This window comes from Aeromonas sp. 160P (assembly GCF_055193095.1).
In genome coordinates this window covers 235,001-256,987 of the sequence record NZ_JBUXKV010000001.1, presented here as the reverse complement: position 1 = coordinate 256,987, position 21,987 = coordinate 235,001, and the positions used below count along the sequence as shown (strand labels likewise).

Below are 21,987 nucleotides of genomic sequence, written 5' to 3'. Positions count from 1 at the left end.
ACAAAAAACAGGGCCCGCAGGCCCTGTGTTATCAGATGAGACTGGTCGCTTGTTCTAGCCAGGCGAGATCCTCGCCCTCGAGCAGCGGGCTCAGGCGGCGGAACACCTCGATATGGTAATCGTTGATCCAGCGAAACTCTGCCTGACTCAGCAAGCTGCGGTCGATCAGGCGAGTGTCGAACGGCACGTAGGTCAGTCGCTCGAAGCCCAGCATCGGCAGCTCGCCCACCTGTTCCAGCTCGGCCACTATCACCAGATTTTCGCAGCGGATGCCAAAACCATCTTCCCGGTAGTAGCCCGGCTCGTTGGAGAGCACCATGCCCGGCTGCAGGGCAACCATGTTCCCTTTCGGCGCGATGCGCTGGGGCCCTTCGTGGACGCTCAGGAAGTGGCCGACGCCGTGACCGGTGCCGTGGTCATAGTTGTAACCGGCTTGCCACAGCGGCATGCGGGCCAGCACGTCGAGCTGGATACCGGCGGTGCCACGGGGGAAGCGGGCCTGATCCAGTGCGATATGGCCCTGCAGTACCCGGGTAAACATCGCTTTCTGCTCGTCGCTCACCTCACCCACCTTGATGGTGCGGGTGATGTCGGTGGTGCCATCCATGTATTGGGCGCCGGAGTCGAGCAGGTAGAGGCTGTCCTGACCAAATGCACGGGGTGTGCCGTTGGTGTGGTGGTAGTGGCACATGGCGGCGTTGGGGCCGAGCGCGGAGATGGTGTCGAAGCTCGGCTCGACGTAGTGCTCCTGCTCGCGGCGGAACGCTTCCACCTGATCGGCCAGGGTGCCTTCATCCACCCCCTCGAACTCGCCGGAGGCGATCAGTCGATCCAGCCAGGCGAGGAAGCGGGTCATGGCAACGCCATCGCGCAGGTGAGCGGCGCGCATGCCGGTCAGCTCAACCTCGTTCTTGCAGGCTTTCGGCAGCATGGTCGGGTCTTGGCCTGCCACCAGAATGGCGCCTGCCTCTTCCATGATGAGTTGGGTCCAGGCGTTGGCACTGTCGGGATCGGCCAGCACCTTCTGCTGATCTTCACCGATACGCTGTAGCACGTCGCCCAGCTTGTCGATGGGGTAAACAGAGACATCCTGCCCCACGTGCTGGCTGAAGGCGAAGCAGTCGATCTTGTCAGCATCGACGAAAAAATCCATGGTGGTGTTGGCGTAGAGCACCGCAAAGCCCAGCACCACCGGCAGCCGTTCGATGTCACGGCCACGCAGATTGAGCAGCCAGTTAATGGGCTCGGCCTGGGTCAATAGCACCGCATCCAGCCCGCGCTTGCGCAGATCGGCGGCCAGCAATTCCCGTTTGGCCTGGCTCGATTGCCCTGCCAGCTCTTCGCTGTAGAGGATGACCGGAGTTTTGGTCGGCTCGGGGCGATCGCACCAGTGCTGATCGATGGGGTTCTGCTCGATGCGGATCAGCTCGATGCCGCGATCGGCCAGCACGGCTTTGGCGTTGTTGTACCAGGTCAGGCTGTGCAGGCGGGCATCGAAGCCAACCCGGGAGCCTGATGGCAGCTGTTCGGCCAGCCATTGCACATGAGGATCGTTGTTCAGGTGGAGAAATTCGAACAACTCGGCGGGAGTCTGCATCCGCGCCTGTACCGTATAGCGACCATCGACAAAGAGGGCTGCCCGCTGCGCCATGATGATGGCCACCCCGGCAGAGCCGTTGAAACCGGTGATCCAGTCAAGTCGCTCGGCATAGGCGGGGATGTACTCGCCGAGGTGTTCATCATCGTGGGGGACAATAAATGCGTCCAACTCCTGCATGGCCAGCTCGGCCCTGACTTGGGCGACGCGGGTTTCAATTATCTCGAAATTAATCATGTCGTTAGTGCCAGATGGTTGCTATATGAGTGTTCAGTTTTGATGGCCGCTATCCAGGATCCGTTTGATCGACTGGCCTGCGGCTTCGATATGTTGTTTGAGCAGTACCACCGCCTCGTGCTTGCGCCGGGCGCGGCACAACTCCAGCAGTTGGGCGTGTTCACGCTCCGCCTTATCTACTCCGCCCTGGGCAAACAGTAGCTCGAAGCGGACATAGCGGTCACAGCTCAGATTGATCTGGGCGATCAGTTCAAGTGCCTGGGGGCGACCGGCTGTCTGATAGAGGGTGGCGTGAAAGCTGTGGTTCAACTCGGCCCAATGTTCGATCTGGGTGCCTGACTCCAGGGCGTGATCAAACTGGGTGAGGATCATCTCCGCTTGGGCGAAGGTGGCTTCTGTCATCTTGTCGACGGCGTGAAACAGGGTATCGGCTTCCAGCAGTGCTCGCAAATAAAAGAGCTCGTCGATGGCCGAGGCGTCCAGCATGGTGACCACGGCGCCGCGGTGTGCCTCGAACTTCACCAGCCCCTGCGCCTCCAGCTGCATCAGGGCTTCCCGCACCGGAATGCGGCTCACCGCCAGCTCTTTGGCAATGGCATCTTGTCGCAGCGGGGCGCCGGCGGGGAACTCCCCACGGAGGATCCGGCCGCGGAGGTTTTCCATCACCATCTGGGTGCGAGTCTGGTACGGGGGGGTCATGGTCGGGTCACGATTGGGCGTTGCAACATGGTAGATAGGAGCGAGTTTGGCTGAATCTACCCCGCCCAGTGTGGCAAGGCAAGGTTGCTGGCGCGCCCGGTCGGGGCTTGGTCACGAAAATAGCGGGGCACCATAACAAAAATGCCGGTCAGCAAGGCTGACCGGCATCATCTCTCTTACGCGAACTTACGCGAAGCGAGTCCGTTACAACTGCGGACCGGCGGCGATCAGACGCTTGCCTTCGTCGTTATCGGTGAAACGCTCGAAGTTCTTGATAAAGCGTCCTGCCAGATCCTGTGCCTTGGCATCCCACTCGGCCTTGTTGGCGTAAGTGTCGCGCGGGTCAAGGATGGCCGGATTCACATCATGCAGTGCGGTTGGCACTGCCAGATTGAAGATTGGCAGCACCTTGGTCTCGGCCTTCTCGATGGAGCCATCCAGGATGGCGTCGATGATGGCGCGGGTATCCTTGATGGAGATGCGCTTGCCGGTGCCGTTCCAGCCGGTGTTGACCAGATAGGCATCTGCCCCTGCGGCTTCCATCCGCTTCACCAGCTCCTGACCGTACTTGGTCGGGTGCAGGGAGAGGAAGGCTGCGCCGAAGCAGGAGGAGAAGGTCGGAGTCGGCTCTGTGATGCCGCGCTCGGTACCGGCCAGTTTGGCGGTGAAGCCAGACAGGAAGTGGTACTTGGTCTGCTCCTTGGTCAGCTTGGAGACCGGGGGCAGCACGCCGAAGGCGTCGGCAGTCAGGAAGATCACCTTGTTGGCATGACCCGCCTTGGAGACCGGCTTGACGATGTTCTCGATGTGATAGATGGGGTAGGAGACGCGAGTGTTCTCGGTCTTGGAGCCATCATCAAAGTCGATGGTGCCATCGGCAGCAACGGTCACGTTCTCCAGCAGCGCATCACGACGGATGGCGTGGTAGATGTCCGGCTCTGCCTCTTCAGACAGCTTGATGGTCTTGGCGTAGCAGCCACCCTCGAAGTTGAACACGCCGTGGTCATCCCAGCCGTGCTCGTCATCACCGATAAGCGCACGCTTGGGATCGGTAGACAGGGTGGTTTTGCCAGTGCCGGAGAGGCCGAAGAAGATGGCAACGTCGCCGTCCTGACCCACGTTGGCTGAGCAGTGCATGGAGGCAATGCCGCGCAGGGGCAGGAAGTAGTTCATCATCGAGAACATGCCCTTCTTCATCTCGCCACCGTACCAGGTGCCACCGATGAGCTGCATTTTCTCGGTCATGTTGAAGGCAACAAAGTTCTCGGAGTTGAGACCCTGCTCCTTCCAGTTCGGGTTGGTGCACTTGGCACCGTTCATCACCACGAAGTCGGGCTTGAAGGTTTTCAGCTCGTCATCGCTTGGGCGAATGAACATGTTTTTCACGAAGTGTGCCTGCCAGGCCACCTCGGTGATGATACGCACCGCCAGCCGGGTATCCGGGTTGGCGCCGCAGAAACCGTCGATCACAAACAGCCGCTTGCCGGAGAGCTGCTGGGTCACCAGAGCTTTCAGATCTGACCACACAGCCGGGCTAATGGCTTTGTTATCATTCTTACCCTGGTCAGACCACCACACAGTATCCTGGGTAGTGGCATCTTTGACGATATATTTATCTTTTGGTGAGCGACCGGTGAAGATCCCGGTGTTCACGTTGACTGCGCCCATCTCGGTGACGACACCGCGCTCGAACCCTTCCAGGTCAGAACGTGTCTCTTCGGCGAAAAGCTGGTCGTAAGAGGGGTTGCGAACGATTTCTTGGCTGTTTTTGATGCCGTACTGGTCCAGTCCTAATTGTTGGGCCAGGGTGGGTTCTGCCACGATTGTCATTGTATTCTCCTGGGTTCAGAGGTGTGTAGGGTTCTATCTGAGAGCCATCCTATCACTTAGGTGGTAGAGTTTAGCGATCACCATCAAAGTTTATAAAATATGGCTTATTTTTGTTATTAAAGTTAAAGGCGGGTTTTGCCCGCCTTTAATTAGTGTAACTTGTTTGCATCATTACCAGGAGCGCTACTGAACAGGGTTTCGACATCGATCCCATTAAATTGGTACTGGGCACCACAGTAGTCACAGTGCATATCGATTTTACCGAGCTCCTGCACCATCGCCATCGCCTCTTCCTTTTCGATCTGCAGCAGAGCCCCTTCACAGCGCTCGCGGGAGCAGGTGCAACGGAACTCGACCGCCTGCGGGTCAAATACCCGTACCTTGTCCTGATGGTAGAGACGGTAGAGGATCTCCTCCGCTTCCAGACCAAACAGCTCTTCATCCTTGATGGTGCTGGTGAGCTGGGTCAGGTGCTCGAAATCATGGCTGTGGTCTTCATTCTGGGCAGGCAAGGCTTGCAGCAGGATACCGGCTGCGCGGGGTTCACCCTCATGGTAGCCAGTGCGGATCCACAACTTGGTGGCCAGCTGTTCGGATTGCTCGAAGTAGCGCTCCAGGCAGCCTGCCAGGGTGTCGGCGTCCAGCGCTATGATGCCCTGATAACGCTCGCCCTGCTCCGGGGTGATGGTGATGACCAGTTGGCCGTTGCCGATCAGGCTCTGCAGCTTGCCATCGCTCGGCAATTCCCCTTCATAACGGGCTACGCCACGCAGTTGCTGGTTGTTGTCACCGTTGATCACGGCCAGACGCACCGGGCCATCGCCCTGCAGTTGCACCGTGATGGAGCCTTCAAACTTGAGGGTGGCGGTCAGCAGGCTGGTGGCTACCAGCAGCTCGCCCAGCAGTTTTTGTACCTGTACCGGGTAGCTCTGGGCTTCCACCACATGGCGGTAGGTGTGATCCAGCTGGACCAGCTCGCCACGCACTTCGTACTCTTCAAACAGATAGCGATACAGCAGGTCTTGGTTACTCATCATTGATTCCTGGATTGTTCGGTGAGGTAAATCGGTTCGGCTGGCGAGTGACCGTAGGGTGCCTCATCAGCCTTGTGTTAACGGGGTCAGGTCAGTACTGCTTGACCTTGATCAGCTGGCGTCGCTCCTGCTTGTCGGGGCGACGCTCGGGGCTGGGGGCAAACTGGCTGTTGAAACGGCGGGCTTCACTGTTCTCTGCCCGCTTTTTCAGGCTCTCGGCGGTCTCTTCATACAGTAGCTGGGCGAGCGGAGCCGATTTGCGTTGCTCGCTAATGGCCAGCACCCGCACTGTCCGTTCATCCTGACCCTGCCAGAGGCGGATCAGTGCCCCCACTTCCACCTGTTTGCCCGGTTTGCTGCGCTGACCATTGTAGTGCACCTTGCCCCCGTCGATCTGATCCCGCGCCACGGAGCGGGTCTTGTAGAAACGGGCTGCCCACAGCCACTTGTCGAGACGAACCTCAAGGGTACTTTCTGGATGATTGGGCATGAACAGGCTCCATAACGGGGAAAAGTGGCTATCGATTATATCAGAGGCCGGGGCCGGGATAGCAACCGGGCGGCAGCCGCGCGAGTGGGCAACTTATGCCCATGTGTTGCAACATATGGGCAGTGTACTGATTCACAAGGGAAAGTCGGTGAATGGGGGCGTCTGTAGGGGGTTGCCGGTGGGGGCTGCTTATATAGTGTATAAAAGATGCCGCCCCTGTTTGGCGCGGCATCTTTCACATCAATCGACCACGGGCGGGATTAGAAGTGATCCTGCTGATCCGCTTTCTTCTGGTCGTGCGGGCCTTCGCTGTGGGCGATGGCGGTGCGGATCAGGTCAACTCCGGCGCGGATCAGCAACACCCCCATGTTGACCAGCTTGACGCAGACCCACATGAAGGTAATGAGCAGGATCAGCTTGAGCACGGTCTGGAAGGCTTCCAGGAAGTTTTGCTCCAGCTGGGCGGTGAGGCCGTTGGCGCTGGTCATCAGCCAGGTGTAAACCTCGCGCACGAACGGGATGCGGCTCGGCATCTCCAGTACATCCAGTGCGGCAGGGAGTGCCTGGAAGATAACGATGCTGCCGAACAGTATCAAAATGACACCGATGGCGATGCCGATGAAAAAGCCGAACTGTCTCATGGGGGGCTCCAGCGTTTGCTGCATGAAATTGAAGATAGGCGCCAATAGTAGGGAGTGCTCTGCTTCATCGCAATCTTCCGTGCATCGCCATCGCCGTGGGAACGGCGGCGATCCGGCCGCTACCATTGCCCAACTATCTGATTTCTGGGAGGCTTGTCGCCATTGAGCATAGGGAAAGCAAATTGATGTCGAGAACCCTCTTTTTACTGCTGCTGACGCTGTTTACCGCTGCGCCAGCCTTGAGTGCCGAACTGGCGGCCCCCACGGCGGCCGCCTGTGCCATCCGTCATCAGGATCAGTTGTTGCTGGTGCAGGATCGCATCTCCTCCCGCTACAGCCTGAGCGGTGGCTATATCGATAGCGGCGAGAGTCCGCAGCAGGCGGCGCTGCGCGAGCTCAATGAAGAGACCGGCTTGCAGGGGGAAGTGGGGTTGGAGCTGGGCCGCTGGCAGCGAGCGGTTATCTTCGCCTGCCGCACTCTTGAACCCATCATCGCGCAGCGAAATACAGCTGCCCAGCGAGATCCAGCCGCGCAGCGAAACTCAGCCGCTCAGCAGGAGGGCGGTTTTGTCTCCATCCTGAAGGCCCCCAATCTGGGTGGGGAGATCCTCAATGCCCGGCTGATCGCCATCGACCAGCTCCCCCGCGAGCAGCGCCGCTTCCCGGATCAGCTCGACTGGCTGCAATCCCGGCTGGATCAGGTGCCCGAGAGCGAGGTGCGCTGGCAGGCCGATTTCGTGGCCCAGGGCAGCGCGCTGCACCAGGCCGAGATCCCGCTGATGATGGGTTTGCAGCAGTGGTTGGGGCCCGATGTCTGGTGGCTGTCGGTCAGCAATCTGTTTGGTTCAGGCGGCTTTCAGCTTGCCCTGATACCTTTGCTGCTCCCGCTGCTGGGGTGGCCGCGGTTACGCCAGCTGCTGTTTGCCATGCTGTGGCTTGGGCTGCTGGTGCAAGCGGGCAAGGAGGGGATCGGCTGGCCGCGCCCCTTCCATCTGCAACCGCTGCTGGCAACCCAGAGTGCCCAAGGTTTTGGCATGCCGAGCGGCCATACCGCCTCGGCGCTGCTGTTTTGGGGCGCGCTGCTCGGCTGGCTTTGGCCGACCCACCGCTGGCGGGCGATCTCGCTGGCTTTGCTGTTGGCGCTGGTCACCGGTCTGGCGCGGGTTTGGCTCGGGGTGCACTTTATCTCTGATGTAGCGGCGGGGCTGCTGATTGGCGGCTTGTTGCTGGCCGCTCGCCCCTGCTGGCGACTGGATGGGGGTGTGGCGGGTTGGCTGCTACTGATTGCAACCAGCCTGCTGATCGCGGGCTGGGTACAGTCGGCTCATCTGGCCGGGATTGGGCTGGCCGCATTGGGCCTCTGGCTCGGTGGTCTGGCGCCCTTGCCCCGTGATGGTCACTCGCCGCTGTTGACCGGTGGTGTGACGTTGGCGGGGGGCGCCGTGATCGGTGCCATGCTGTGGGGGTTGCCGCTGCTGACCAGCAGTTCGCTCACTATCCTGCTCGGCCAGTTATCGCTCTTTTTCGGGCTGGGGCTCTGGTTGAGCGCTGGCCTCTGGTGGATACTCTCTTTCTTGAAAAACGACACACGACCCAAGGGCAAATGCCCGAACAAGGGAATTTTATGAATGTGAAAAAAGTGGATTTGGCCAAGATAACCCTGGGGGTGCTGTTTATCAGCATCCTGATTATCTCTTGCTTCATGGTGTTGCAACCTTTCCTGCCGGCACTGGTGTGGGCCACCATGATCACCATCGCCACCTGGCCACTGATGTTGATGATGCAGCGGCTGCTGTGGGGCAAGCGTTCGCTGGCCGCGCTGTTTATGACGCTGGTGCTGCTGCTGATATTTGTTATCCCGCTCTTTATGACTCTGGCCAATGTGGCGGAGAAGGCCCCCATGCTGATCGAGCTGGGCACCACTATCAGCCAGTCACCGCCCCCCGAGCTGCTCTGGTTGCAGCAGATCCCGCTGGTAGGTACCAAGTTGTATGAGTTCTGGCAGCAGATCCTGGCGAGCGGTGGTCAGGTGCTGTTTGCCAAGCTGACCCCCTACTTTGGTCAGACCGCCCGTTGGTTGGCCTCTCAGGCTGGCAATCTGGGGCTGCTGTTCGTCCACTTCCTGCTGACGGTCGGTATCTGCGGTGTGCTCTATCACTCCGGTGAAATGGTGGCGACCGGTATTCGCCGCTTCGCCCACCGACTGGCGGGCGAGCGTGGTGACAATGCCACAGTGCTCGCTTCACAGGCGATCCGTGCCGTGGCGATGGGGGTGGTGGTAACCGCGCTGGTGCAATCCTCGGTAGCCGGTGTTGGTTTGCTGATTGCAGGCATCCCCTACGCCATGGTGCTGGTGGTGGTGATGTTCCTGCTGATCGTCGCCCAGATCGGCCCCTTCCCGGTGCTGATGGCCAGCGTTGGCTATCTCTACTGGAGCGGTGACACCACCTGGGGCACCTTCCTGCTGGTGTGGTCACTGATTGCGGGCACCATGGACAACTTCCTGCGCCCCTTCCTGATCAAGCGTGGCGCCGACCTGCCGCTCATCCTTATTTTGGTGGGGGTTATCGGCGGCTTGCTGACCATGGGGATCATCGGTCTGTTTATCGGCCCCGTAGTGCTGGCGGTGGGCTACACCCTGCTGGATGCCTGGATCAAGGAAGATGACCAACCGGCAGCCGCTGCGGTTGAAGCGCCCAAGGCCCAATAACGATTCAGTAAAAAGACGATTCGGTAACAAGACGATTCGGTAACAAGACGAATCAGTCACAATCGCTGATACCAAGAGCCGCCCATCGGGCGGCTCTCCTGTTTTTGGCTATCGTGGTTTATGGCGATGGCGTCAGATTGGCTGATCCGCGCCAACCGGTATTCACCATATATTACCGCCTCATGTAGGTTCGATTAGCGAAGCGTAATCGGACGATCGAGATGCCGCAGTCCCGGAGTTTCCGTGAATCAGCAGCATCTGGCAGAGGGGAAGTACGGGAGGTCGTTATAGCGGGGGAATTTATTTACGCGAACGTCCGATTACGCCTTGCGGCTAATCGAACCTACGGGCTGGCGGTGGGTTACACCCTGCTGGATGCCTGGATCAAGGAAGATGACCAACCGGCGACCGCCGTCGCTGCGCCGCCCAAGGCCGAGTGACGATTCAGTCATAAGACGAGTCAGCCATCAATCGCTGATACCAAAGAGCCGCCCATCGGGCGGCTCTTTGGTTTCTGACGATCGTGATTTATGGCGATGGCGTCAGATTGGCTGATCCGCGCCAACCGGCATTCACCACATATTACCGCCTCATGTAGGTTCGATTAGCGAAGGGCGTTGTTGCCCAAATCGATGCAGCTTGAATGGAACTAACTGAGGGCGCGGTGATCTGATCACCACCATCCTCTTCAAGTCTGCATCATGGGCACCTCGCTTCACCCCATCACCAACTGGCCTAAATACAACAGGTCTCTGATTAACCGTGGCTCACTCACCTTCTGGGTTGATGCCGAGGCCATGAGCAATTGGTTTCACCACGACCATCATGGGCGACGGGGACGCAGCCAGCTTTACACTGACCAGACCATCTGTACCTTCCTTATGCTCAAGGGGATTTTCAACCTCACTCTGCGGGCCACCCAAGGACTACTCGACTCCCTGTTCGAGTTGATGAACGTACCGCTTTGTGCCCCCGATTACAGCTGCGTCAGCAAGCGAGCACGCACAGTGACGGTCGCTTATCGACAGCCCCCAAAGGGACGTATTACCGACTTGGTTATCGACTCAACCGGGCTGAAGGTGTTTGGTGAAGGCGAGTGGAAGGTCAGAAAACACGGCGCCGAGAAGCGGCGAGTGTGGCGCAAGTTGCATCTGGCGGTAGACCCGGTGACTCACGATATCGTGGCGGCAGAAGTGTCGCTGGAGAATGTGCATGACGCAGAGGTGTTGCCGACCTTGCTCAATCCTCTGCGGCGCAAGCTGGGGCGTGTTTATGCGGATGGCGCCTATGACAGCAAAGCCAGCCATCGGTTGATTGCGCGTAAAGGGGCGACGGCGTGTATCCCGCCTCGCAAGAACGCAGGACTATGGAAAAAGGGCCATCCGAGAAATGAGGCGGTGCTGGTGATGCGCAAGGAGGGGCTAGCGCACTGGAAGAAGATGTCGGGATATCACCGTCGCTCGCTGGCAGAGACGGCGATGTATCGGTTCAAACAGTTGCTGACGGGGAAAATCAGTCTGCGAACATACAACGGTCAGGTAGGGGAAGTGATGGCGTATGTTGGTGCAATCAACAAACTGAACACCCTTGGTCTGCCTGTCAGAAAGCCCCGAGTGTAGCGGTCACCTGGGGCTGGGGACGTTGTGACCTGATAGCTGATTTGGGCAACAACGCCTTAGCGAAGCGTAATCGGACGATCGAGAGGCCGTTGTTCCGGTGTTTCCGTGAGTCAGCGGCATCTGTCAGAAGGGAAATGCGGGTGGCCGTTATTGCGGGAGAACCCAGTTACGCGAACGTCCGATTACGCCTTGCAGCTAATCGAACCTACGGGCTACAGGCGAGATAACATTGGAAAATATGGATTGGTTTCTAACGCCATTAACTCTTGCAATGCGGAATTAATTTTTTTGTCGTTTTCAGGACTTCGACACAAGATATCAGCACTTCCTCCTTCATAGTACCTAAAGATGTAAACAAGAGTTTCAAACCACTTTATCAGATGAAGATTTTCGGGATGCCATCCAATCAAATCAAAATATTCTTTTTGTAAATTTAATGATTCATCACACACCCCATGAAGAGATATCGGATACAAGTAAAGATATCTAATGAATTCATCCAGTAATGCTCCTGCCCATACCAGAAGTTCTTTATCACTTACTGCAGAATCCACTCGTTTATCAACGATGTTTTTTTGGAAATGGTAAACTGCATTTCTGCAGCGTTTTATTGTTAGTACATAGTCATTATATACTGACAAAAGTTTATTTATTTTGTTATCTGATAGCTTAAGGCTTTCCCATCCTTCAACGACAACATATAAGGATGCCAGCCACTGACTGCTGTATATAAAATACCTAACCCCACTATCGTCACTTTGAATTCGTAAATAAAAATTAAGACGTTCCATTTCAGCGCGGTAAATATATTTACCCCAAGATGCCACTTCAAATATTTTATCGTCCATTAGTACCCTAAATAACTGATCCTAATAGTGCTACACCTTCGCTGTGCCATAGCCATTCCCGGGGAAAGGAGACACGGTATCCATGAAGTGTTTCACTCGAGCCAGCAAGTTGGCCATCCCTCTGCATTGATGATTGCGCGTGATGGTTTCATGCAACTTGTGCCACAGCCGTTCTATGTAATTAACCCAAGGACTGTAAACTGGCTGGAATACCAGGCAGAACTTGGGGTTCTTCTTCAACCATCGCTCGGTCTGTTTGCTTTTGTGAATGATGTAGTTATCGAGGATCAGCGTGATGGTTTTGGCTCGTCGGTAGTGGTGGCGCAGCTTTTCCAGCATGGCGATAAACAGCGATGAGTTTTTCTTTATCCCGCTGACGTAAAGCACTCTTCCGTTGCCTGCATGAAGAACGCCTGCCAGGTAATGCTTGGCATTCTGCCCCGGAGTGACAACACGCTTTTGCTGCGCTCTGAACATCCAGTCGGCCCCTAATTTGGGATTGAGGTCTATATCGACTTCATCCTCATAAAACACCGGATTATCTGCATTACAACGGGCCAGCGCGGCGTCGATATTCGCCATTTTCTCCTGATAGGCCGGGTCTTTTATCCGCAAGGTCGGCACGGGCCTGCGCCAGACAATCCCCATACGAGGTAACCATCGACGAAGTGTGGAGGCGGCCACATTGAGCCCTGTTAACCGATTGATTTTGATAGCCAATAGTTCGGTACACCAACGGCTGCGCTGATAACCAAAATCTTGCGGAGAAAACTGCATGAGCAGCACAAGTAAGGTGACCATCTTGGCGATAGGTAAAACTGGGGCACGGCCAGCCGGTAAGGCTTCTAGCGCATCTATGCCTTCATCTCGATACCACCGAAGCCAACGACCGATGGTCGAGCGCGCAGCGCCGGTAAGGTGATGAACATCGGTGACCGTACGTCCTTCATGTAACAGCAAGATGGCCATCAAGCGACGAGCATGTCCTTTATCACGGGTGGCATGGATGATTTTGTGAATGCGGCGCCGCTGTGGCCGTGGTAGGGGTGGTAGGATAGGCATCAACTCAGTCCTTTGGGTGTGGCTTGTTTTGTTTGGCGACTAATGAGATCGCACAAACTGGACTGAGTTCCCTTCCTCCAGTGATCTACTATTCGGAACAGCTATTTAGTTAATCCTGTAATGTATATAACACCTTGTTAAGAGGGGGGGAACTCAATACATAAGCCGCTTTAATAACTTAGACTAACGCATAGTAAAAATGTTACGGGTTGCGAATTCATCTTAGCATCTTTTTATATGCATTTTTCACCACGCCAACGATACATTCTTTTACGAAATTCTTTTTTGGTTTCAAAGTGCCGAGAGTCATTTACTATAACGGACTTTAGCAGCCAACCAGCATCGATACCTGCTCGATTTACAGGGTTTTTGCTGCTATTTTCCTCGTGCTTAGTATAGAGGCATATTAGTGGGGTTCCTTGCCAGTAAAAGTTGTCGCCACCCATTAACGCACTTAATGAGAACCAATCGTCTAGAGTTTTGTTTTTACACCAGCAATAGATAGCACCTTGTAAGAAATTATTGATAGCTTCAATTTGAGACTGACTAATTCCAGTCACTTTACGAAGTTGATGTTCGCCAACTAAACTCATGTTGTTTTCCTTCGCGCACATAATAGTGATTGAATTGAAAGTAGTACTAATCCGTTAATTGAGCCTTCCATATAACTCCGGTTCGCCCTGATCGCCGCCACAAAAAATACATTTTAAATCACAACATTTCCGATCTGCCTGTAGTGCTGAATGTATTCGCTCAACATTTCCCTTTGGCTCTGCATTTCACTGCTGAGCCAAAATACACTTAAGGAGCGGCAATGGAAAGCGCCATTCAGGCTCCTCTTCGCAAACCAATCAGTAGTGTGATCGAGATGCATATCAGAAATGCGGGGTGATGCCGACATGCCGCGCCTTCTGCCACTGGCTCGGCCAGCAATTTGCCGGGGGCGAACCCGACCGGGAGGATGACGGGCTTGCCACCCTCTGAGGCAGGTCACTGAATCGGGGACGCAGGCGTGGTTAAATGGTCGGCTCACATCTTGCCGGATATTGCTGTGATCATGCCATCTGACCTTCAGCCGCTGCTCGCTTGGCCTGACTATCTGCAGGCCTCCTGGCTGCGCTGCGCCCACCAGACCAGCGCCACCCTCTGGCATCCGCCCCACAGTGCCAAGGGGCAGACCTTGCAGAGCCTGCGTCAGCGCAAGCGCGACCTGCTCACCACCGGCGAGATGGCCCTCGAAGATCTCTACGAATTTATGGAGGGGCGCCCCTGCGCCCTGCTGCTCACCGACGAGAGCGGTTGTCTGCTGGCCCGCACCGGCCACCCCGACACGCTGGCGGAGCTGGCAGCGCTGGGGTTTGGCCCCGGCGCTTTTTTTAGCGAGGGGCGCATCGGCACCAATGCCATCAATCTGGCGGCGCTGGAGGGAGTGCCGCTCTGCGTCAGCGGCCCCCAGCACTTTAACCAGACCCTCCATCCCTGGCACAGCTGCGCCAGCCCGGTCTACAACAGCAATGGCCGTCAGGTCGCCATCATCGCCCTGATCTGCAAGGTGGAGGAGGCGAGTGCCGGCGATCTGGCGCTCACCGTCAGCGCCGGTCGCGAGCTGGCCCATCTGCTGCAGATGGAGACTCTGATGCAGGAGTCCCAGCACCACCTGAGCGAGCTTTACGCCCTGCTCGACGGCATGGATGACGGCGTGCTGGCCTGGGATCCGCAGGGTCGGCTGCGCTACCTCAACGCGCTGGCGGCACACCGGCTGCGGCTCGATCCGGCGCTCTGTCTCGGTCAGCCGCTGGAGCAGCACCTGTTGCTGCCCCAGCGCTTGCAGCTGGCCATCAAGGGTCAGACACCGCTCAGTCATGTGGAGGTGACGCTGGAGCGACTCGGTGGGCAGCAGGGGGAGTTTATCAATGCGCTGGTGAGCCTCAAGCCGCTACCGGGGCCGGAGGGGGTCAGCTTTATCGCCCTGCTGCACCCGGTCGATCGGCTGCGGGCCATTCACCAGCTGCGCCAGACGGTGCCCGAGTTGTCGGCGCTGGTGGGGGAGTCGAGCGCCATGCGCAAGCTGTTGCGCTACGCCCGACAGGCAGCTCAGAGTCAGGGGCCGATCCTGCTGCGCGGCGAGGAGGAGGTGGGCAAGGCCCAGCTTGCCGAGGCGATCCACTTTGGCAGCGAGCGGGCAGCCGGGCCGCTCATTACCCTCAACTGTCAGGCGCTGCCGAGCGAGCGGATGGCGCTGGAGCTGATGGGTTCCGATGAGGCGGGGCAGGAGCGGGCGGGCAAGTTTGAGCTGGCCCACGGCGGCACGCTGGTGCTGGAGCAGGTGGAGTGCCTCTCTGCGCCCATGCAGGCGGCGCTGCTGCAACTGCTCAAGACCGGTCGCATCCAGCGCTTCGATTCGGCCCGCATCCTGCCGCTCAAGGTGCGGATCATCGCCACCAGCAGCGCCCCGCTGGAGCAGTTGGTGCAGGAGGGGCTGTTTGGCCGCCAGCTGCTCTATGCCTTGCAGGCGTGCGAGCTGTGGCTGCCGGGTCTGCGGGAGCGCGCGGCGGATCTGCCCGGCCTGATCAGCCAGCAGTTGGCGGCGCAGGGGCGCGAGCCGGTGCGCCAGTTCAGTCCGGCGGCCCTCGACTGTCTGCTCGCCTACCCCTGGCCCGGCAATCTGGGGGAGCTGCGCAGCGCGGTCGAGCATGCGTTGCTTCACTCCGGTCAGGGGCTGATCCCGCCGGAGGCGCTGCCCGCCGCTATTCGTCACGGCTATCAGCTGGTGGCAGATGAGGTGGTGGGGCAACCGCTGCTCACGCTGGCGGAGCTGGAGCGGCAAGCCATTTTGCGCTGCGCCCACGCCTGCAAGGGGCAAGTGAGCCAGATGGCCCAGCATCTGGGCATCAGCCGCACCACCCTCTGGCGGCGGCTCAAATTGCTCGAGATCGATCCCGCCGACTATCACGGCTGACGGCGATCCGAGCCATCGCCAACCGGCCCGCAGCAAATGAAACGGCCCCGCAGTTGCGGGGCCGTGTTATATGGCAGGGTCAACGGTGGCGCGGTTACAGCCCCAGCTGGTGGGCGGTGACGATGGCCGCCAGCACATCCTCGGCGGTGACCTTGAACGGCATGTTGTGGATGGTCTCCCCTTCGGCGGTGGAGGCTTTTGCCACCGCCATCAGGCGCGCCATATCCAGCTCCTTGACCCCCATCATATGCAGGTTGGTCGGCAGGCCGATCGAGCGGCAGAAGGCCAGCACTGTCTCGATCTCCGCCATGGGCGCATTCTCCAGCACCAGTTGCACTAGCGTACCGAACGCCACTTTTTCACCGTGATAGAGGTGGTGACACTCGGTGAGCTGGGTCAGGCCGTTGTGGATGGCGTGGGCGGCGGCCAGACCGCTGCTCTCGAAGCCGATACCGCTCAGGTAGGTGTTGGCCTCGATGATGTTCTCCACCGCCTTGGTGCAGAGCCCCTGCTCCACCGCCAGCTTGGCCTTGTAGCCATCGGCCAGCAGGGTCTTGTAGCAGAGCTCGGCGATGGCCTGTGCCGCCAGCGTGGAGGCACCACCGGCCATGGTCTGGCAACCGGAGACCTTGTTGGCGCGCGCCTCGAAATAGGTGGAGAGCGCATCCCCCATGCCGGAGACCAACAGCCGCACCGGGGCGCGGGAGACCACGCCGGTATCCATGATGACCATGTTGGGGTTGGTCGGGATCATCAGGTATTCGCTGAACTGCCCTTGTGGGGTGTAGATGACCGCTAGTGCACTGGTGGGGGCATCGGTGGAGGCGATGGTCGGCACTATGACCACCGGCACCTTCTGGTAGAAGGCGACCGACTTGGCGGTATCCAGGGTTTTGCCGCCGCCGATGCCGATGATGACGTCAAACGGGGTCTGGTTGCAGCGGGCCAGCAGGCGGTCGATCTCGGGGCGGGAGCACTCGCCGTTGAAGCAGTCGAACTCGGGTTTGATGCCCACACCGTGGAAGCTGGTGGCCACGGTATCGCCCACCAGCTTGGTGACGAAGGCGTCGGCCAGAATGAGCGGCTTGCAGCCGAGCGCCTTGACGTAGTTGCCGATATTGGCGAGAGCCCCGTTGCCTTGCACGTATTTGCTGGGGCTGATGATAATGCGGTCCATATTCTATCCCTCTCTCTTTATTAATTAAGAATCGGGGCGAAGGGGCGGCAGTGCCGGGGAGTCCTTCGTCTTGAATGGGGCTGCACAGGCTCAGCGAGCGAGTGCAGCGCCTTGAAACAGTGGCGTGCGGCGTCAGTCGCCGAAGCGCTCGGCGGCCAGCTGCTGGAAGCAGCTCAATGCGGCGGTGGCATCCTCCCCGCGCGCCAACAGGGCGAGGGTGTCGCCCTGACGCGCGTTGAGCATGGTGAGCCGGGTCAGGCTGCGGGGGTTGGCCTCTTTATCCCCCTTTTGCAGCTTGAGTTCAGCGGCAAAGGGCTTGAGGGCTGCCACCAGTCGGGCGGCGGGGCGTACATGCAGGCCGTGGGGGTTATCCACTACCACTTCGCAGCGCAGCCAGCCGTCGTCGGTAACGGGGGCGGTCTCAGTGGCGGCCTGCGCCGCGCTGGCAGGCAGCATCGCCTGTTTCGGGCCCAGCGCGCCGAGTGCCTCGGCGGCCACCTCGTCCAGCGTCATGCCGGAACCGGCCGCTACCACGGCGGCCAGGGTGCCCTCGACCAGCGGGGCGGGGCAGAGCCGCACCCGGGCGCTCAGCTCCGGTGGCAGCAGTTCGAGGGCGGTTTCGGCGCTCAAGAGGGCGCTGCCCAAGTCCATCAGCACCAGTACGCCGTTGCCGTCATCTGCTTCTTCAATCGCACTCATCACCGCGATAGCATCGGTGCCTATGGGGTGGTCGGGGTCATCGACCCCGGCCGCCAGCAGCAGTTTGGCCGGGCTACCGAGCTGGTCGGCCAGCGCTTTCAATCCGGCCGCCAGCATGGCGCTGTGAGAGACAACTACGATTCCGATCATGTCACAACCTCGCTCTGTCACGCAGGGCGGTCAGCAGCAGCAGGGTCGAGGTGGCTCCGGCATCCTGATGGCCGATGCTGCGCTCGCCAAGATAGCTGGCGCGCCCCTTGCGGGCCTGCATCTGGATGGTGGCCTCGGTGCCGGCTGCGGCAGCCGCCACCGCCTTGTCCAGCGCTTCGTTGAGCGGCAACTCTTGCTGCTGCGCCTGTTGCAGGGCGGCCAGTGCTGGCCACCAGGCGTCACACATGGTCTTGTCACCCGGTTCGGCGCGGCCGCGAGAGACGATCCCCTCGACCCCATCGCTCAGCATTTTGCACAGCTGACTGAGGCTCAGGCTCTGGCAGGCATCGGTACTGGCCGCCGCCCGGATAAAGAAGGTGCCGTAGAGCGGGCCACTGGCGCCGCCGACCGAGGAGAGCAAGGTCATGCCGGTGGTTTTCAGCACCTGACCGATGTCTTTGTCTGCCACTGCAGGCAGCTTCTCGGCGACTTTGGTAAAGCCGCGCTGCATGTTGAGGCCGTGGTCGCCATCGCCGATATCGGTATCCAGCGCGGTGAGGTAGTCACGCTGCTCGGTAAAGATGTGTTCGCAGTCCAGCAGCCAGTTGACGATGTGATGTTTGCTTAGCATGAGAGTAAGGGCTCCTTAGCAACCGCGACGCAGGGCGGGAGTGTGAACGGGGGCATCCCACAGGGTCATCAGCTCATCATCCACCTTGAGCAGGGTGATGGAGATGCCGGTCATGTCGAGGGCGGTACAGTAGGGGCCGATCAGGTTACGCACCAGATGGATGCCCGCCTCTTCGCACAGGGTGGCGAGGCGACCATAGACGCCATAGAGCTCGGAGATGGGGGTGCCACCTAGACTGTTGACCAGCGCGATGACCCGATCGCCCTTGTTGAGCGTTTCGATAAAGGTGTGCTCTTCCTGCCAGCTGCCGGAGGCTCTGTCCCAGTGGCGCAGAGTGCGGCCATAGGGGGTGTTGTCCGCCAGCTCGCTGAACATGTCGTCCACCAGAGTATTGAGGTCGGTGAAGGGGCGGCGCTCGATGCCGGGTTCACCGTGGATACCCACGCCAAACTCCATCTCGTTGTCGGCGAGGGTGAAGGAGGGCTTGCCAGCGGCAGGCACGGTGCAGGCATGCATGGCGACGCCAATGGTACGGCTCTGGTTGTTGATGCGACGGGCCAGCGCTTCGCAGCGAGTCAGGTCATAGCCCGCCTCGGCAGCGGCGCCCACCAGTTTCTCGCACAGCACGGTAGTGGCGACGCCACGGCGACCGGCGGTATAGAGGCTGTCTTTGACCGCCACGTCGTCATCGATCAGCGAGAAGCCGACCTTGACCCCGTCGCCGTGCAGCAGCTCGACCGCGGTCTCGAAGTTGAGCACGTCACCGGTGTAGTTCTTTACCAGAAACAGCACGCCCGCGCCGCCATCAACGGCCTGGCCGCACTCGTACATCTGATCCGGGGTCGGGGAGGTAAAAATCTCGCCGGGGCAGGCGCCATCCAGCATCCCTTTGCCCACCAGACCGCCGTGCATCGGCTCGTGGCCGCTGCCACCGCCAGAGACCAGCGCCACCTTGCCCATCACGGGGGAGTCGGCGCGGGTGATGTAGTGGGGTTCGATACGTACCTTGAGCTCGGGGTGGGCGGCAGCCATCCCCATCAGTTGTTCACGGACCACAGCATCGACGGCATTGATCAGTTTCTTCATGGCTCACTCCTTGGCTTGCCACCACACGGGTGGGCAAATGGTTGATGGAGCCAGTCTAACGGGATAAATCGGGAGAAAAATGACGGCCTGTTCGGTTCGGATTTGAAACAGCGGAAGGGAGGTTGGCGTTTCAATCTGAAACGGTGCGGGGAAAACGGGCGGGAAACTGTTAGCGACCTCACAGCTATGAAAAGGGCTGGCTGGGTTAGAGCCATAGATTACCCACTGCGTGCTAAATCAATCTGGTTGATAGAAAAGCCATTTTCAGATTGTTTTGCATTCAGTACTTATGTTCTGCGCTGGTTGGCCGATACTGTTGAGTGCAGGAGGAACCCTATGGATATATCAAGTTCTGCGAATGCGTCGTTTGGTTCTGCGTTGATGACGGCCAGTCTGGCTAAGAAACAGCAGACTCAAGAGGGCGAAGCTGCGCTGAAGCTGCTGCAAAACGCAGCGCAATCAGCGCCGGTTGCACCGACATCGGCCAGCGCTTCTCTGGGAAGCAAGATCGATATTCGCGTCTGACCCTAATGAAAAAGCCCCCATCTCGCGATGGGGGCTTTTTTATATCTGCGATTTGCTTCGCATCCCTTCGGATCAGAGCGGGAAGGGGGCTGGCGCTTCGAAGGTCATCCGCTCGCCGCTGCGGGGATGGCTGATGGTCAGCATGGCCGCATGCAGGTAGAGATGAGGCGCTGCCGCCAGCGCATCCGGATGGGCATAGAGGTTGTCACCCAGAATCGGGTGCCCCAGCTCCAGCATATGGACGCGCAACTGGTGGGAGCGACCCGTGATGGGGGTCAGCTTGATCAGGCTGTTGCCGTTCTCCACCTTCAGTTTTTCCCACAGAGTCAGAGCGTGGCGCCCCTCCTCGTGATCCACCTTCTGTTTCGGGCGGTTGGGCCAATCGACGCAGAGCGGCAGGTCTACCTGACCCGACTCTGCTTCCGGCTCACCCCACACCCAGGCGAGATAGTGCTTCTCGGTCTCCCGCTCGCGAAATTGTCGGCTCAGCTCCCGATGGGAATTGGGATTGAGAGGAATGACAATGACGCCAGTGGTGGACATGTCGAGACGATGGGCTGCCGCCGCCTTGGGGTGTTGCTGTTTCACCCGATGCAGGACGCTGTCTTCATTCTCGGGGCCGCGCCCGGGGACGCTCAGCAGGCCAGTGGGCTTGTTGACCACCATGATGTCCTTGTCCTTGAACAGGATCTCGAGCCAGGGTTCCAGCGGCGGTGAGTATTCAAACATAAATGTCTCGCATCAGAAGGTGGGGGCAAGCCCCCATCAGTTATGGGTAACCACAATCATAAAGGGCATGGCATCCAGCGTGAGCCGGATCAGCGTATGCCTTTTCAGTATCGCGTCAGTTATGGGTGACCACGATAAAGCGGATTGCGTCCAGCTTGAGTTGGGTCTGGTCGATCAGGTGGTGCAATTCTGCCTGCAGATCACGAAGGTAATCCAGTTCGCTGTCGCGCACGCTTGGATTGACCGCCTTGAGCGCTTCCAGACGATCGAGATCCTGCTGCAGGGTCTGCGCCATTTGGGCACGGGCCTTGTCGACAATCACGGCTTTCAACTCTTCGGCAATCGGCTGGCCCTTGCCTATCAGACCGTGAATAACCGGCTGGGATGCAGTCACGAGCTTGCTGCCAAGATGGCGGTTGACCGGGGTCAGCTGGCGGTTGAAGGCATCGAATGCCACCTTCTCACCCAGATTCTGGCCATTCTTGTCCATCAGCAGACGGATTGGCGTTGGCGGCATGAAGCGGTAGAGCTGGGGGTGAGCTGCAGACTCGGCGACGAAGATCAGCTCAAGCAGGATCGAGCCGATGGGCAGTGCCTTGTTCTTGAGCAGCGCAACCGAGGTCGCACCGATCTCGGAGCCCAGGATCAGGTCGATACCGCCGCGCATCATGGGGTGATCCCAGCAGAGCAGCGCCATATCATCCCGCGACAATGCGGTCGGGCGATCGAAGGTGATGGTCATGCCATCCTGCGGCAGGCCCGGGAAGCTGGAGACCAGCATGTGATCCCCCGGGGTCAGCACCAGCGCGTTCTCGCCACGGTCATCCTGATTGACGCCGATCTCGTCGAACATCTTGAGGGCGAAGGAGATCATGCCGGTGTCGCCGTCTTCGGCAGCCAGCTTGTCGACCAACTGCTGGGCGGCAGCGCCCCCGCTGGAGTGGATCTCCAGCAGGCGATCGCGACCCTGTTCCAGCCGGGCCTTGAGCGGCTCATGCAGTTCACGGGTCTTGACCAGCAGGGCATCGAGGGTCGCCTGATCGCCAGTGTTGGCGGCCAGCAGCTCGAACAGCTCGTCACGCACCGCTTCAAACACCGGGCGGGCGGTCGGGCAGGTCTGCTCGAAGGCATCCAGACCATCGTGATACCAGAGCTGCAGGGCGCGCTGGGCGGTTCCTTCCAGATAAGGGACGTGGATCTCGACGATGTTCTGCTGGCCAATACGATCCAGACGGCCGATACGCTGCTCCAGCAGATCCGGATT

General features: G+C 59.0%; 21 protein-coding genes (1 of these 21 running past the window's edge). 6 read left to right on the top strand and 15 right to left on the bottom strand.

All coding sequences use genetic code 11. From position 1 onward, the window contains the following. Positions 1-31: 31 nt before the first annotated feature. The 6 genes from ACY8FN_RS01235 to ACY8FN_RS01210 form a co-directional block, all read right to left on the bottom strand. A complete protein-coding gene (locus ACY8FN_RS01235; protein WP_463099018.1) occupies positions 32-1,834 on the bottom strand; it encodes an aminopeptidase P family protein in 1,803 nt (600 codons plus the stop codon). 33 nt (positions 1,835-1,867) lie between these two features. Further along, on the bottom strand, positions 1,868-2,533 hold the full coding sequence (locus ACY8FN_RS01230; protein ID WP_463099017.1) for a GntR family transcriptional regulator: 666 nt from the start codon (positions 2,531-2,533) through the stop codon (positions 1,868-1,870). A 204-nt stretch (positions 2,534-2,737) separates the two neighbouring features. Next, positions 2,738-4,363: a phosphoenolpyruvate carboxykinase (ATP) gene (gene pckA, locus ACY8FN_RS01225; RefSeq protein ID WP_068979391.1), complete on the bottom strand. Its 1,626-nt coding sequence runs from the start codon at positions 4,361-4,363 to the stop codon at positions 2,738-2,740. Positions 4,364-4,512: 149 nt separating this feature from the next. Continuing rightward, positions 4,513-5,397, bottom strand: a complete 885-nt coding sequence (hslO, locus tag ACY8FN_RS01220; protein WP_463099016.1) for an Hsp33 family molecular chaperone HslO — start codon at positions 5,395-5,397, stop codon at positions 4,513-4,515. Positions 5,398-5,488: 91 nt separating this feature from the next. After that, the gene (hslR, locus tag ACY8FN_RS01215; protein WP_463099015.1) at positions 5,489-5,887 is read right to left on the bottom strand and encodes a ribosome-associated heat shock protein Hsp15; all 399 of its coding nucleotides are present in this window, start codon (positions 5,885-5,887) and stop codon (positions 5,489-5,491) included. 260 nt (positions 5,888-6,147) lie between these two features. Further along, on the bottom strand, positions 6,148-6,528 hold the full coding sequence (locus ACY8FN_RS01210) for a hypothetical protein (RefSeq protein WP_101320613.1): 381 nt from the start codon (positions 6,526-6,528) through the stop codon (positions 6,148-6,150). A gap of 185 nt (positions 6,529-6,713) precedes the next feature. Here ACY8FN_RS01210 and ACY8FN_RS01205 point away from each other — a divergent pair, with 185 nt between their 5' ends. From ACY8FN_RS01205 to ACY8FN_RS01190, 4 genes are all read left to right on the top strand, one after another. Beyond that, on the top strand, positions 6,714-8,156 hold the full coding sequence (locus tag ACY8FN_RS01205; RefSeq protein WP_463099014.1) for a bifunctional NUDIX hydrolase/phosphatase PAP2 family protein: 1,443 nt from the start codon (positions 6,714-6,716) through the stop codon (positions 8,154-8,156). Then, positions 8,153-9,238 carry an AI-2E family transporter YdiK gene (ydiK, locus tag ACY8FN_RS01200; RefSeq protein WP_172956203.1) on the top strand — a complete coding sequence of 362 codons (1,086 nt, stop codon included), beginning with the start codon at positions 8,153-8,155 and terminating at the stop codon, positions 9,236-9,238. The genes ACY8FN_RS01205 and ydiK overlap by 4 nt, the downstream gene beginning before the upstream one ends. A 221-nt stretch (positions 9,239-9,459) precedes the next feature. Beyond that, entirely contained in the window at positions 9,460-9,678 is a 219-nt protein-coding gene (locus ACY8FN_RS01195) for a hypothetical protein (protein ID WP_463101207.1), read from the top strand. Between the two features lie 261 nt (positions 9,679-9,939). Next, on the top strand, positions 9,940-10,857 hold the full coding sequence (locus ACY8FN_RS01190) for an IS5 family transposase (protein WP_463099013.1): 918 nt from the start codon (positions 9,940-9,942) through the stop codon (positions 10,855-10,857). A gap of 212 nt (positions 10,858-11,069) precedes the next feature. Here the strand turns inward: ACY8FN_RS01190 and ACY8FN_RS01185 are convergent, their stop codons facing one another. From ACY8FN_RS01185 to ACY8FN_RS01175, 3 genes are all read right to left on the bottom strand, one after another. Beyond that, the gene (locus tag ACY8FN_RS01185; protein WP_463099012.1) at positions 11,070-11,705 is read right to left on the bottom strand and encodes a hypothetical protein; all 636 of its coding nucleotides are present in this window, start codon (positions 11,703-11,705) and stop codon (positions 11,070-11,072) included. Positions 11,706-11,735: 30 nt separating this feature from the next. Next, positions 11,736-12,767, bottom strand: coding sequence for an IS630-like element ISAhy2 family transposase (locus ACY8FN_RS01180; RefSeq protein ID WP_463099011.1), 1,032 nt, complete (start codon positions 12,765-12,767; stop codon positions 11,736-11,738). A gap of 233 nt (positions 12,768-13,000) precedes the next feature. Continuing rightward, positions 13,001-13,360: a hypothetical protein gene (locus ACY8FN_RS01175; protein ID WP_463099010.1), complete on the bottom strand. Its 360-nt coding sequence runs from the start codon at positions 13,358-13,360 to the stop codon at positions 13,001-13,003. A gap of 464 nt (positions 13,361-13,824) precedes the next feature. Between ACY8FN_RS01175 and dhaR the strand changes: the two genes are divergently transcribed. Next, the gene (gene dhaR / locus ACY8FN_RS01170; RefSeq protein ID WP_463099009.1) at positions 13,825-15,726 is read left to right on the top strand and encodes a dihydroxyacetone kinase operon transcriptional regulator DhaR; all 1,902 of its coding nucleotides are present in this window, start codon (positions 13,825-13,827) and stop codon (positions 15,724-15,726) included. A gap of 94 nt (positions 15,727-15,820) precedes the next feature. Here the strand turns inward: dhaR and ACY8FN_RS01165 are convergent, their stop codons facing one another. The 4 genes from ACY8FN_RS01165 to dhaK form a co-directional block, all read right to left on the bottom strand. Continuing rightward, positions 15,821-16,903 (bottom strand): glycerol dehydrogenase, encoded by a 1,083-nt coding sequence (locus ACY8FN_RS01165; protein WP_463099008.1) that lies wholly within the window; start codon positions 16,901-16,903, stop codon positions 15,821-15,823. Positions 16,904-17,035: 132 nt separating this feature from the next. Beyond that, positions 17,036-17,752, bottom strand: coding sequence for a dihydroxyacetone kinase phosphoryl donor subunit DhaM (gene dhaM, locus ACY8FN_RS01160; protein WP_463099007.1), 717 nt, complete (start codon positions 17,750-17,752; stop codon positions 17,036-17,038). A 1-nt stretch (position 17,753) separates the two neighbouring features. Further along, positions 17,754-18,383, bottom strand: a complete 630-nt coding sequence (gene dhaL, locus ACY8FN_RS01155; protein WP_101326367.1) for a dihydroxyacetone kinase subunit DhaL — start codon at positions 18,381-18,383, stop codon at positions 17,754-17,756. Between the two features lie 15 nt (positions 18,384-18,398). Then, positions 18,399-19,469 carry a dihydroxyacetone kinase subunit DhaK gene (gene dhaK, locus ACY8FN_RS01150; protein ID WP_101348258.1) on the bottom strand — a complete coding sequence of 357 codons (1,071 nt, stop codon included), beginning with the start codon at positions 19,467-19,469 and terminating at the stop codon, positions 18,399-18,401. 336 nt (positions 19,470-19,805) lie between these two features. Here dhaK and ACY8FN_RS01145 point away from each other — a divergent pair, with 336 nt between their 5' ends. After that, positions 19,806-19,994, top strand: a complete 189-nt coding sequence (locus ACY8FN_RS01145) for a hypothetical protein (RefSeq protein WP_005336040.1) — start codon at positions 19,806-19,808, stop codon at positions 19,992-19,994. A gap of 72 nt (positions 19,995-20,066) precedes the next feature. Here the strand turns inward: ACY8FN_RS01145 and rluA are convergent, their stop codons facing one another. Further along, positions 20,067-20,723: a bifunctional tRNA pseudouridine(32) synthase/23S rRNA pseudouridine(746) synthase RluA gene (gene rluA / locus ACY8FN_RS01140; protein ID WP_101326371.1), complete on the bottom strand. Its 657-nt coding sequence runs from the start codon at positions 20,721-20,723 to the stop codon at positions 20,067-20,069. A gap of 115 nt (positions 20,724-20,838) precedes the next feature. Next, on the bottom strand, positions 20,839-21,987 hold the end of the coding sequence (gene rapA, locus ACY8FN_RS01135) for an RNA polymerase-associated protein RapA (RefSeq protein WP_101326373.1). 1,719 nt of this gene lie beyond the right edge of the window; 1,149 of the gene's 2,868 nt are visible here — the last part of the coding sequence; its start codon lies beyond the right edge, outside the window; it ends in the stop codon at positions 20,839-20,841.